The organism is Nitrospirillum amazonense (assembly GCF_007828035.1).
Classification (GTDB): Bacteria; Pseudomonadota; Alphaproteobacteria; order Azospirillales; family Azospirillaceae; genus Nitrospirillum; species Nitrospirillum amazonense.
In genome coordinates this window covers 1-12,891 of record NZ_VITV01000016.1, presented here as the reverse complement: position 1 = coordinate 12,891, position 12,891 = coordinate 1, and the positions used below count along the sequence as shown (strand labels likewise).

Genomic DNA, 12,891 nt, shown 5'->3' with positions numbered 1-12,891 from the left:
TTCGCCGATTTGTCAGACAGGGGACGGGTGTTCTGGGACCCTTCTGCGCACCCTGCCATTGTTCCGCTCGTTGCGGAGCCGGCGGGCCGCTACGCCGAGATGGCAGACTTGTTCGATTGGCGGCTGGTCAGCAACCTCGTGTCGATTCTGCGCCTCCCCGACGGCGCCGAACATCTGCTGCTGAGCGACGGGCAGCGCCAGCTTCAGGTCGCCGTCACTTCCGGCACCCTGCTGGAAGGGCCAGTCCACCTAATCTGCACCTTGCGCGGAATGCGCGATATCGACTGCAAAGTTCTAGCTCTGCGGCGGCTGTCCATGTGCCGGCGATTGGGGCGGTTACCACGCTCCCTGTATGCCCGGGAGCCTTCGGCTATCCGATGGGTCGCCAAGTTACGCGCGTTCGACGCCGTGTCGGCTGGTGCCACCCAGCGAGAAATTGCAACTGCGCTGGTCGGCGAAAGGCGGACAGCGACCGAATGGTCCGGAAGGTCGGACTATCTTCGTCTCCGTGTTCAGCGATTGGTTCGGGATGGTCGCCGGTTGTCCCGCGGTGGGTATCGCGCCTTGCTGTCTTGAGTAGTGGACTGCGGGTCCTGGGGGCGAAGCGCAGGGTGCTGATCAGGTCGGCTTTGATGCCAGGGCGGGCCGCACCCAATGGTTCCATCGCGCTCACCCCCGATGAGGAGACTGAACAATGAAGGCGCTCACCATCATTCTGCCTGTGGTGGTTCTTCTCAGTGTCGGAGTTGCTGTCGTCTTTTGGCCTCAGCACCAAGCTCAACCGGGAGGAACGGCCACTGCCAGCGATGCGGGCGTCCTTGAAATAGAAGGTGCCCGACATCGGCTATCGGGGGTTTCCTCACCAAAGCCGGGAGACCAGTGCACAGATGAGCAGGGGCGTAGCTGGGACTGTGGTCGGCAGGCCATGCAGGCACTGCAGAATCTGGTCGCCGGCAAGCTCATCCAATGCCGTTTGTCGGAAACCAACCGGGCGCTTGAAGACTGCTTCGTTGGCGGAAAGTCTTTATCGGAGATGATGGTTCGCCAGGGCTGGGCTGTGACGTGCCCGGCTGGTCAGGCGAACTACGATGCCGCTGAACGTAATGCGCGATTCCTGGCGCTGGGTCTCTGGCGCGGTGGGGTTAATCCGGCGGTAGCGCGCGGCCAGTGTCCTAGGTAACAGGCTGAAGCGGTGAGAGTGAGAGGAAGGCTCGGGTTTCCGTGACGGACTGACAGCCAGAGGAAGGCCTCCGGCGTCCGTCATGGAGACGTGCCATGAGCCAGGTTGAAACCCTTGATGCCGCTCAAGATCACCGGGGTGGCTATCGGGTGGACGTCACTCGCGGCCAGCGGGTGGGCCGGGTATCCTCGGAATGGTTTTCCCGGCCGGATGATGAGCGCTACCTGTCGCTCAGCGACCTCTATTCCGCTGTCCGCTGCCGAACCGATCACAGCCAAACCAGGACGATCCCCTCGGCTGATATTCGCGTGGAGGCTGATCGTGACGATCCGGACGCGCTGGCCCTGATGATCCCGGGGGCGGATCGGGCGGCTGCACCGACGCACTGGAGTTTCGGCCAACTGGCCGGCCTGGTGGGCGCACCGGCGGCCTATCTTCGGCAGCTGCCGGCGGCCTTGGCCGGTATCAACCTCCAGTACGGCTTGGCCTCCAATCGCGCTGAGCAGATCAAGACGCTGGAGGTCGACAACGACGGGCGGGTCGAACTTCGTGCCGCCACCGGGCCCGACTATGGGCGGATCTATGACCACGAACTGGTCTCGGCCGTACAGCGCATCGCCGGCAACGGCACGGGCGACACCCGCTGGAAGGTGCCGGGCGTGCTGGACTGGTCCACCGGCATCTACAACCCGCGGGTCGACGTTACCAGGGATACGACGACGCTTTATGCGTCCGACCGGGATGTGTTCCTGTTCCTGGTTGACGACCTGAACCCGATCGAGGCTGGCCGGCTGGCGGATGGCTCGCCGGACCTCTTCTTCAGGGGTTTCTTCTGCTGGAACTCGGAGGTCGGTGCCAAGACCCTGGGCATGGCCAGCTTCTACCTCCGGGCCGTCTGCCAGAACCGAAACCTATGGGGCGTGGAAGACTTCGAGGAAATCACCATTCGGCACTCCAAGTACGCCGCGAACCGGTTCGCGCATGAGGTGGCCCCGGCCTTGACCCGCTTCGCCAATTCCTCGCCGGTACCCTTCGTCAACGGCATCCTGGCTGCCCGCGCCCAGATCGTCGCCCACAATGACGAGGACCGGGCCAACTTCCTGCGCAAACTGGGTTTCTCCAAGGGCGAAACCGACAAGATCATCGAGACCGTGCTGGCCGAGGAGGGCCGCAAGCCGGAAAGCATTTTCGATTTCGTTCAGGGCATTACGGCGGTGGCCCGCCACAAACCCCACCAGGATGCGCGGTTGGAGATGGAAGGGCGGGCCAAGAGGCTGCTGGAGCGGGCTGCCTGAACCCACGGATACGGCGGCGGTCAGAGGAAAAGGAAGGCCGGGGTTTTCACGACGGGTTGGAAGGCGGGAGAGAGTTCCCGCCGGCCCGTCGTGGAGACCAACCATGGCGACTACCCCTGCCAAGATCACCCTGAGCCGGTCTCAGGACATTCCCTTCGACAAGCTGGTCCTGTCCCAGGCCAACGTCCGCCGCGTCAAGGCGGGCGTGTCCATCGCCGACCTGGCGGATGACATCGCCCGCCGCACGCTGCTGCAGAGCCTGACGGTGCGCGTGCAGCTGGATGCCGAGGGCAAGGAGACCGGGCGGTACGAGGTTCCCACCGGCGGCCGGCGCTTCCGCGCACTGGAACTGCTGGTGAAGCAGAAGCGCCTGACCAAGACGGCGCCCATCCCCTGCATCATCCGTACGGAAGGCCTGGGCGAGGAGGACTCCCTGGCCGAGAACACCCAGCGTGAGGCGCTGCACCCCCTGGACCAGTTCCGCGCCTTCCACACCTTGCGGGAGAAGGGGCTGGATGAGGAGGAGATCGCCGCGCGCTTCTTCGTGACGCCGGCGGTGGTGAAACAGCGGCTGCGGTTGGCCTCCGTGTCGCCCAAGCTGCTGGACCTCTACGCCGAGGACGGCATCACGCTGGAGCAGTTGATGGCCTTCAGCGTCAGCGACAACCACGAACACCAGGAGCAGGTCTGGGCAGGGTCCCAGAATTGGCAGCGCCAGCCTTTCCACATCCGCCAGGCGCTGACGGCCAGCAGTGTTCCCGTCCGGGACAAGCGGGCCAAGTTCGTCGGCCTGGACACCTACGTCGCCGCCGGCGGGCCGGTGATGCGCGACCTGTTCACGCCCGATGAGGGCGGGTGGCTGTGCGATGTCCCGCTGCTGGACCGCCTGGTGGCCGAGAAACTGGCCAGCAACGCCGAAGCGATCACGGCGGAGGGATGGAAGTGGATCGAGACCGATCTCGACTTCTCCTATGGGCACGCCGCCGGCCTGCGCCGTTTGATGGCCGAGGAGGTGTCCATGACGGACGAGGAACAGGCCCGGCGTGACGAACTGCAGGCCCAGCATGAGCGTCTGGTCGAGATCTATGACCGCCCCGAGGCTCCACCGGAGGACATCGATCAGCAGTTGTCCGCCATCGAGGACGAGATGGCAAAACTGGATGACCGTCCCCGGCGGTTCGGGCCGGACGAGATGGCCCGGGCGGGCTGCTTCATCAGCATCGGTCCCGAGGGCGTGCTGCGGGTGGATCGGGGCTTCGTTCGGCCGGAGGACGAACCGCAGCCGGAGCCGGGGGAGGGGGCCGAGGTCGCTGCTGCCGGCGGCGATGATGGCATGGCGACGACGCCGGCCTTGCCGGCGACAGCGGATGCCGACGAGACCGTCACCCAGGACCTGGAAGCGGAGGAGGATGGCCTGAAGCCGCTGCCGGAGCGGCTGGTGATGGAACTGACGGCCTATCGCACCCTGGCCCTGCGTGACGCGCTGGCGCAGGATCCGGACACGGCGTTCATCGCCGTCCTGCATGTCCTTTGCCTGCAAACCTTCTATAGCCGCGGTATGGATTCCTGCCTGCAGATCACGGCGCGGAGCCCCAGCTTCGTGATCCAGCCGCCGGGCCTGGCGGACAGCGCGCCAGCGCAATCGATCCAGGCGCGGCACGAGAACTGGGGCAAGCAATTACCCCAGGATGCCGGCGATCTCTGGGGCGTCCTGGTCAGTTTCGACGCGGACAGCATGGCGGCCCTCTTCGCCCACTGCGCCGCGCTCACCATTCACGCGGTGCTCTCGTCCGTCGAGCATTCACCCGCCTTCCGGCGGAATGCGGACCGCCTCGCCAACGTCCTGCAACTGGATCTGGCGTCGGTTGGCTGGGCGCCGACGGCGGGCAATTACCTTGGCCGGGTGACCAAGGCCCGCATCATTGAGGCGGTGACCGAGGCGAAGGGGGAGGCCGCCGCCCACCGGATCGACCACCTGCGCAAGCCTGACATGGTGGAACAGGCCGAGCAATTGCTGGCCGGCACCGGCTGGCTGCCCGTCCCGCTGCGGTCACCAGGCCAGGTATTCGGCACGCCCGAGTCATCCGGCGACGCCTCCGATCCGATGCCGGAGGTTCAGGAAGCGGAAGGGGCGCAACCGGTCGCAGCCGAGTAGCCGTCCATCAATCTCGGATCAACTCATGGCCCGACCCCAGTGTCGGGCCATTTTCTTTGGAGGCTCATATGGTGACGCAGGATGCCGGCCCTACCGCGCGACAGTTGGCGTCCATGGCGGAGGACGTTTGCCGCCACTTACTGCCCAAGGGGCACCGCGAGGGCCGGTATTGGCAGGTGGGGGATGTGTCGGGGGCCCCGGGCCGTAGCCTCTATGTCTGTTTGGTTGGGCCTCGCGCCGGCAAATGGACGGACGCCGCCACCGGTGAACACGGCGATCTGCTGGACCTGATTGCCCTTAACCAGGGTCTGTCCCTGCGTGACGCCATCAGGGAGGCGCAAGTCTTCCTCCGTCTGCCACCGACATCCCGCGCGGATGAGCCCACGCAACGCGACACCGGCACGCCAGCATCGTGCCGGCGTCTGTTCGCGGCGAGCCAGCCTGTGCGGGGGACACTCGCGGCGCGCTACTTGGCCGGCCGAGGCATCGTGCTGGTGCGGGCGGAATTGGCTTTGCGCTTCCATCCGCACTGTCACCGGAGGGAGGCTCACGGACGTGTCAGCCTGCCTGCGCTGATCGCAGCGGTGACCAACGATAACGGTCAGTTAAGGGGTCTGCACCGCACCTGGTTGGCGCCCGATGGTGGCAAGGCCCTGGTGGATGGTCCACGCCGCGCCATGGGGCAACTGGCGGGCTACGCTGTCCGCCTCGGTGCCGCTGGGCCTGTCATGGCGGCGGGCGAGGGGTTGGAAACCACGCTGTCGCTACGCATGGCCTTCCCACGGCTGCCCGCCGTCGCGGCGCTCTCCGCACCCCATCTCAGCGCCTGGACTTTCCCCGCCGCGCTCCGCCGCCTCTATGTCGCGTGTGATGCCGATGCGGCGGGGCGGTGGGCCTTGGCCAAGCTCCTGCGGCGTGGCCTCGACGCCGGGCTGGAGGTCCTGCCGCTCCACCCCCGGCTCGACGATTTCAACAGCGACCTGATGGCCTTCGGGCTAGCGGAACTGCGGGACTGGATCGCATCGCAACTGGCCGGCCGAGACGCGGCAGCTTTCCTGCCGGGGGAATGATCCGCCCGTCAGCGGATGGGTGAGGGGGCGATGCGGCGGTCCCAGGGCTGGTGCACCGGCGGGCGGGCCGCGCGAGAGGCGGCCTCCCAGGGTGGGGATCTGCCAGGGCCGGCCGGTCCCGCAACGGCCGGATGCCCGGCCGTCCTCCGCTACCGCTGCGGCCCACAAAGGGTGCGGGACCGGCCTGAAGCCCTGGCGGGTGATCCCCGGAAGGCCGCGATTGGCGCGTCCGATCAGCTCCGGTGACCGTCATGTTCAACCGCCACTCCCGATCCACCATTCTCACGGATACCAATTTGCCGACCGATGGCAGCCCGTCCGCCCACCTGCTGGAGGAGCTTCAGCTGTATGGCTATCGCCCCTTCCAAGACGAGCCCGACCCACGCCCCCTGCCGGATGCCGATCAGGCCCGTGCCGAGATTGGCGCCTGTCTGGAGGCCTTGGCTGGCTTGCTGACTGACACCAGGCTGGAGGACGACCTCGATGACCTGCTGTGGGCCTGCGTCAACGTCTTTCATCGTCGCATCGCGACCCTGGAACGCGACCTGGACACTAATGAGCAGGCCCAGCAGCGCAGCCAGCGTGACCAGGACGGTTCGGAAATCCGGTCGGTCGAACTGGAGCGGCTGACCGCGGAAGGTGTCGGTCTGATCGAACGCCGCAACGCCTTCGAGTTTTTCCGCGATGCCGCCGCCGAAGCCTACGAAACCCTGACCGGTTCCACCTGGCGCCCACGCCAGGGCTCGCAGCTGAACCGCCGCACCATGACGGCGGCCATGATCGACAGCCGCGACTTCTCCGCCGCCCGCCGTCGGGCTGACCACACGTTGCTGGTGCCGCCAGGCCCTAAGGTGGCCTTCACCGGCGGCGTCGACTGCAACGACCATGAGCGCATCTGGGCCGTGCTGGATAAGGTCCGCGCCAAGCACCCCGACATGGTGCTGCTGCACGGCGGCGCACCGAAGGGCGCAGAGCGCATCGCCGCGTGCTGGGCCGACCACCGGCAGGTGCCGCAGATTGTCTACAAACCCGACTGGATCCGCCACAAGAACGCGGCGCCGTTCAAACGCAATGACCAGTTGCTGGAAGCGATGCCTATTGGGATGGTGGCGTTTCCGGGCTCAGGGATCTCGCAGAACTTGGCTGACAAAGCGCGGAAGATGGGCATTGCGGTGTGGCGCTTTGGGAAAGATTGCTGAACAAACAGCGGGCTGAACGCTCAGAACAGGAATGCCAACCAGATTCTTTGGGGAACTGTTGTAGTCGGCTGTGAGCAAATTGGCTGGTTTTGGGCAGAAGCGACAGAAAAAGTCCTTTGCAATTCACGTAGCACGTCTGATTTTATAGGCTGCAATCAAATTATCCTCTGAGCACAGAGAGTCATAAGAGTCCGCTCGATCATTGGTGCATGTGGACTCCGCAACGCGATGACATTATCGCCATCGGGAAGACATTCGAAGTCAGCATAACCGATGGCCTGCAGCCGTTTGCCGATTGCACGGCCAATCAACCAGCCATTATGAGTACCGAAGTTGCCGAGGTCAAACGTACTGCTAGAGCTAAACCACAACGTAATCTGCTTTTCAAACTCACCAGCCACGTAGTCCCAGCGCGACTGAAAATAGGTAGGATCCTGCTGCAGGCACGCTGTATTCAACATACGACCACGAAAAGTCGTGCCCTCACTATTTACCGCGGTCATCTGGAGTCGGGGGTGCGCCGCAAGCACGTCCCAATCATCAGGGCTGAGTGAACTTTGGCTGGGATGATTATGGATGATATGGCAGCCATTTGCAGAATTCGCCGCGGTCTGCATCGCTTGACTCATATTTCCGCCGCGTGCTGGATGGGTGGCGCATGCGATTTGCGTAATTCCCGACCCATCGAGCGCAATATGCAACTCTTGGGCGGGAGGTGCGGTCATGGGACCTGATCCTGACGGTGCGAAAGTCCGTTGGAAGTTCAGCACTTGTCGGATTGCAACTTGCTCAGCATGGGTAAATAAGGCGAAAGGCATCTGTGCCCCTAAAACAGGCGATCAATAATTAATAGCGAGACGTTCCTCAAAGCAGACCGACCGTACGGATTCTTGAATTATATCAATTTCTATCTTCGGTGACGATATGGTGCGGTGGCCTGGACCTCATGCACGGCTTGCAGCGCAGAGCTGGGTACAGCGGATATGTTTATTTATCAATATCGGCGTCGATTGTGCCATCTTTCGGCCTGATTACAATCGGCAACTTTAGGATAAGCTGACAACGGTTGCTGCAATCAAGTTGCAATGGAAGTGCCTTTCTCTCCACCTTTGAAGCATTGGCTACAAGCCCATCTCCGCTGTCCTTCTGATGGCGTAAAGCCCGCGGCGGCCGCGCCCACCCTCGGGGTTTCGAGAAAATTTCCCCTACCGGAACCACCCACCCGAGAGGCGGGGCCCGGTTCCGGCATTCCTCGCGCGGCAAATTTTCTCCCCCTCGGGTCCTGCACTGCGTTGTGGTCCGTCGCGTGCGCTCCGGGGAGGGGGGCAGCGGTCGGGTAGCGCGGATCTGGCAACCTGCTCTCAAAGTTGCAGACAGTTTGCTGAAGGGCAACTAACCTTGGTCGTGAGTGCTAGCTAGCGCACTTAAGAATGCGAGTTAAAGGCCAGCGTCATGCATATCTCCCGCGTTCAATTGGTCAACTTCCGAAACTTCGAGCGAGCCGACGCCGTCTTCAAAAAGGGCGTCAACACGATCATCGGCGAGAATAGTTCGGGCAAAACGAACTTGTTTCGCGCCATTCGGCTTCTGCTCGACGCCGATCAACTCCGTTGGGCTTATCGGCTGGATGAGACCGATTTCCATCGTGGCCTCAAGAATTGGCGTGGCCACTGGATCATAATTAGCCTGGAGTTCAGTGAGGTTTCCCAGGATGAAGCGATCCAGGCGCTCTTCCTGCATGGAGCCGGTACTATTGAAGGCGGTGCCATAGGCCGCGCGACCTATAATCTGATCTTCCGCCCGAGTGCCGCCATTCGGTCCAAATTGGGCGAGCTTGAGGAAGGCGATCAAGCGGGTCTCGCCGAAGTACTGAAGGGCCTGACGACAGATGACTATGAGACCGTCCTGACTGGGAAAAGCACCGCCGACTTCACTGATCCCGAGGTGTATACAGCGTTGGTGGGCGATTTCGATGAGGTCCGTTTCCCGAAGGAGCTAAGTCCGCCGGAGATTGGCGGCCCGATCCCGAGGGCATTGTCGGTTACTAAGGAAATCTGTTTCACCTTCGTCCAGGCTTTGCGTGATGTTGTCGCCGAGTTCCAAGGCCAGCGAACTAATCCGCTCCTAACCTTACTTCGCAGCAAGAGTGGGGAGATTGACCCTATCACGCTGGAGCCAATCACCGAAAAGGTCAAAGACCTAAATGAGGCCATCGAGAACTTGCCCGATGTAGGTGAGATTAGGACCGACATTCGCCAAACCATTCGCGATGCCGCAGGCGAGACCTATTCTCCGGCCAATTTGGCGGTGCGCTCGGCGGTTCCCGCTGAGGCCGAGCGCTTGTTCCAATCCCTACGGCTATTCGTGGGTGAGACGGAGGACGATTATGAGGGCGCGATCCACGAACTTAGTCTCGGTGGCGCAAACCTTATCTATCTCACGCTCAAGTTGCTGGAATTCAAATACCAAAAGGCCAAGCAGGCCTGCGCGAACTTCCTCTTAATTGAGGAGCCAGAGGCACACATCCACACTCATATCCAGAAGACGCTTTTTGATCGACTAACCTATACCGACACCCAGGTCATCTACTCGACTCACTCGACCCACATTTCTGAGGTCAGCAACGTTGAGAATGTCAACATCCTTGCCCGCAACGGTGCACGATGTGAGGTTTACCAGCCGACTACCGATCTAAATGAGAGCGACATTCGTAGCGTCCAGCGCTACCTCGACGCGGTGCGTAGCAATCTGCTGTTCGCCAAAAGCGTCATCCTCGTCGAAGGCGACGCCGAGGAAATCCTGGTCCCGGCCCTAGTGAAGGAAGTGCTGGGCCTCAGCCTCGACGAACTCGGCATTAGCCTCATCAACGTCCGGAGCACTGGTTTCGAAAACGTTGCCGTGCTCTTCCACGACGATCGCATCCGCAAGCGCTGCGCCATTGTGACGGACCTAGACGCTTGCTTCTTCGACACGACAACTAATGCAGCCGATTCTGAGACGCTAGCTAAGCAGAAGGTCAAAGCCATTAATTCGGCCGCGGCTGGCATTGCACGCCAAGCGCGACTCAACACCTTTAAGGCCGGCAATCCGTGGTTGTCGACCCACTTCGCTCAATGCACCTTCGAGGTCGAGTTTGTGCGGGCTGGCAACGTCGAGGTCGTCGTAGATAGCGTCGGGACAGTTTATGTCGATCCGGCGACGATTCAGGCTGCAACTGATGATTTGCGCTCGGCTGATCCCGGGCGTTTCGGTCGCCGAATTCTCACGATGGCGGACAACGCGGGGAAAGGATGGCTGGCAATTCAACTTGCCAAGCGGGTGACTGCTAAATCGCGCATCCCGCCCTATTTGCTGGAGGCGATCTTCATGGCACACCGGCCGCTTAACCGTTCAGTGCTGGTTAACATGATCCACTATCGTCTCAATAGGCATGACAATCTTGCGTTGTTACCGCCAATCGTCGTGGCTGACGTTCGCGCGCGCGCGGCGCAGTATCAGCGGGGTGAGATCGATAAGGCCGCACTGCTTGCTGCTCTCGCCCCGGCAATCCCCGGCGATGTTATCATTGAGGTCCTGGGGTATGCATGATGGTGTTTGTTTGGAATAAAGATGACCTGAACGACGAGCAAGTCGACGCCATCGAGCACGACGGCAGTGTGTTCCTCATCGCGTGTCCCGGCAGCGGCAAGACGCGAGCGCTTACTTACAAGATCGCGCTCGAATTGTCTCGCCTTGAGTCCGACCGGCATTGGGTCGTGGCAATCACCTACACCCACCGGGCGGCGGAGGAGATCGAGGAGCGCATCGAGCGGCTTGGCGTCAATACGGAGCGCCTGTGGATTGGCACGATCCATTCGTTCTGCCTTGACTGGATCTTGCGGCCCTACGCCATTTATCATGAAAAGCTGAAGTTCGGATTCAGGGTTGCCGACGAGCGTGAGACGGAACAGCGGCTGGAGAGGCTTTGCTTGGGACGCCAACCGCGTATCCGGCCGTTCGATTGCAACCACTATTTCACACCAGAAGGCTGTCGGCTCGAAGCCCCAAATCCAGCCCGCCGAGCCCAAATTCTCGGAGTGCTGCAACATTACTGGGCGGGTCTCGAAGCGGAACGATTGATCGACTTCGAGATGATCCTGAGCTGCGCTCATGACCTGATCGTCAACGAACCGTCGATTTCGATCCTTCTCAGCTCGATCTTTAAGTTCGTTCTCGTTGACGAGTTTCAGGACACCAAGGAGATTCAGTACGCCATCCTTGCCGCGATCCTGCGAGCCGGTGCAGGCCGGACCCGTACCTTCTTAGTTGGTGACCCCAACCAAGCGATTTATGGCTCGCTCGGCGGTTACGCGATGACCCGCGAGGATTTTGCCGCGCTTTGCGGTCTTGAGTTGGCCGATAAGAGTCTATCCATCAACTACCGGTCGTCGAGCCGGATTGTGGAATATTTCTCGAACTACCGGGTATTCGCCGCTGATGTCGAGGCGGAAGGCAAAGATCGCGACTATGCAAGCTTAGTGTCATTCGATGAGGAGACAGCGCACCAGGGGGTGGACGACGAGATCGTTCGCCTCATCCGCTATAACTGCGAACAACTAGGCATCGCGGCGCGTGAGGTATGTGTCGTCGGCCCCCGGTGGGTTCAGCTAGCGGCTTTGACGCGTCGACTGATGAGTGCTTTACCGGAATACAGCTTTGACGGTCCTGGTATGGCGCCGTTTGCTCGCGATCAAAACAATTTTTGGTTTAAGGTGGCCCGGATGGCTCTCACTGAGCCTTCCCCGCAGCTCTATATACGTCGGACGCGGTGGGCGAAGGAAATTCTTGTCGAGCTACGCCATATTGGCATTTCGGTCAGGGATTTGTCGGAACGTGAGTTGCTGCGCCGCTGCAACGGGATCCAAATTGATCAAGATGACGGGCTTGCGTTTCTGCGACTGTACTTCGACGAATTCTGCCTCGCACTGGGCTTCGAGCTGACGGATTCGTCTGCGCTCGCTGAGCACCACCAAACATTCTTCGCGCGATCGGAGGCTCAGATTGCACAGCTTGAAGGAGCTGGTGTCCAGGGCGTTTCTGCCATTGGTATGTTTCGCCGCGTGTTCGCTAGTAGAACGGGAATTACCATCTCGACGATCCACGGCGTTAAGGGTGCCGAGTTCGATACAGTTATCGCATTTGCCATGCTTGAGGGAATGGTCCCGCACTTCGCGGACCCTGACGGTGATAGAAGCGCCAAGAAGCTGCTCTACGTCGTTTGCTCCCGTCCTCGGAAGAACCTGCACCTAATCGCTGAGACTGGTCGCCTCGACGGCCGCAGTCTCCCCTACAGCACGACGGCTGTTCTTGGCGCTTGCGTGTTTGGTTACGATGAGGTTCCGGATGACGCCTGACGAGTTCCCTTGCGATAGCAGCACAACGCTGTCCCGGACGACGACGAAGTTGCACGTGTGATGCCTTTCTCTTCTGGAGCGTCGGCCGCAAGCCCATCCCCGCTGTTCTCCTGATGGCGTAGAGCCCGCGGCGGTCGCGCCAACCCTCGGGGTTTCGAGAAAATTTCCCCTGCCGGCACCACCCGCCTGAGGGGCGGGGCCCGGTGCCGGCATTCCTCGCGCGGCAAATTTTCTCCCCCTCGGGTCCTGCACTGCGTTGCGGCCCGTCGCGTGCGCTCCGGGTGGCACGGCCGCCTGTGCGGGCTCTGACGCCGGGGACATCGCGGGGATAGGCCCCGCGCCCCACAGCGAAGGAGAAAGATCATGGCCATCACCCTCGGCACCTTCACCAAGCTCGACGACAACAGCTTCACCGGCATCCTCAAGACCCTGAACATCACCGCCAGTCTCACCATCGTGCCGGTGCAGAAGCTGTCGGAGAACGCCCCCGACCATCGCGTCTACGGTAAGCGTCAGCGCAGCCACGCCTTCCCAGGGCGTTATTGATGGGCATGCTTGCCGCTCGGCTTGAGTGGTGGACGCATGGACGACGTGACGGT

At 61.8% G+C, this 12,891-nt stretch carries 10 protein-coding genes; 9 read left to right on the top strand and 1 reads right to left on the bottom strand.

Features of this window, described 5'->3' with window-relative positions; all coding sequences use genetic code 11:
• The first annotated feature begins 99 nt into the window (after window positions 1-99).
• The 6 genes from FBZ87_RS30265 to FBZ87_RS26730 all read left to right on the top strand — a co-directional run bounded on the left by FBZ87_RS30265 (window position 100) and on the right by FBZ87_RS26730 (window position 6,899).
• A complete protein-coding gene (locus tag FBZ87_RS30265; protein WP_145613635.1) occupies window positions 100-576 on the top strand; it encodes a DNA -binding domain-containing protein in 477 nt (158 codons plus the stop codon).
• Between the two features lie 118 nt (window positions 577-694).
• Window positions 695-1,180, top strand: a complete 486-nt coding sequence (locus FBZ87_RS26750) for a thermonuclease family protein (protein ID WP_145613634.1) — start codon at window positions 695-697, stop codon at window positions 1,178-1,180.
• 95 nt (window positions 1,181-1,275) lie between these two features.
• Complete coding sequence (locus FBZ87_RS26745; RefSeq protein ID WP_145613633.1) at window positions 1,276-2,475, top strand: DUF932 domain-containing protein; 1,200 nt, start codon at window positions 1,276-1,278, stop codon at window positions 2,473-2,475.
• 103 nt (window positions 2,476-2,578) lie between these two features.
• Window positions 2,579-4,630 carry a ParB/RepB/Spo0J family partition protein gene (locus tag FBZ87_RS26740; protein ID WP_145613632.1) on the top strand — a complete coding sequence of 684 codons (2,052 nt, stop codon included), beginning with the start codon at window positions 2,579-2,581 and terminating at the stop codon, window positions 4,628-4,630.
• A gap of 68 nt (window positions 4,631-4,698) precedes the next feature.
• Window positions 4,699-5,700, top strand: coding sequence for a DUF7146 domain-containing protein (locus FBZ87_RS26735; RefSeq protein ID WP_145613631.1), 1,002 nt, complete (start codon window positions 4,699-4,701; stop codon window positions 5,698-5,700).
• A gap of 251 nt (window positions 5,701-5,951) precedes the next feature.
• Window positions 5,952-6,899, top strand: a complete 948-nt coding sequence (locus tag FBZ87_RS26730; protein WP_186455007.1) for a DUF2493 domain-containing protein — start codon at window positions 5,952-5,954, stop codon at window positions 6,897-6,899.
• Window positions 6,900-7,054: 155 nt separating this feature from the next.
• Here the strand turns inward: FBZ87_RS26730 and FBZ87_RS26725 are convergent, their stop codons facing one another.
• Complete coding sequence (locus tag FBZ87_RS26725; protein WP_145613630.1) at window positions 7,055-7,624, bottom strand: hypothetical protein; 570 nt, start codon at window positions 7,622-7,624, stop codon at window positions 7,055-7,057.
• Between the two features lie 727 nt (window positions 7,625-8,351).
• Here FBZ87_RS26725 and FBZ87_RS26720 point away from each other — a divergent pair.
• The 3 genes from FBZ87_RS26720 to FBZ87_RS26710 all read left to right on the top strand — a co-directional run bounded on the left by FBZ87_RS26720 (window position 8,352) and on the right by FBZ87_RS26710 (window position 12,838).
• The gene (locus tag FBZ87_RS26720; protein WP_145613629.1) at window positions 8,352-10,487 is read left to right on the top strand and encodes an ATP-dependent nuclease; all 2,136 of its coding nucleotides are present in this window, start codon (window positions 8,352-8,354) and stop codon (window positions 10,485-10,487) included.
• Window positions 10,484-12,292 (top strand): UvrD-helicase domain-containing protein, encoded by a 1,809-nt coding sequence (locus tag FBZ87_RS26715; protein ID WP_246134624.1) that lies wholly within the window; start codon window positions 10,484-10,486, stop codon window positions 12,290-12,292. Before FBZ87_RS26720 ends, FBZ87_RS26715 begins: the two co-directional genes overlap by 4 nt.
• Window positions 12,293-12,655: 363 nt before the next feature.
• A complete protein-coding gene (locus FBZ87_RS26710) occupies window positions 12,656-12,838 on the top strand; it encodes a DUF736 family protein (RefSeq protein ID WP_145613628.1) in 183 nt (60 codons plus the stop codon).
• The last annotated feature ends 53 nt before the right edge of the window (window positions 12,839-12,891 follow it).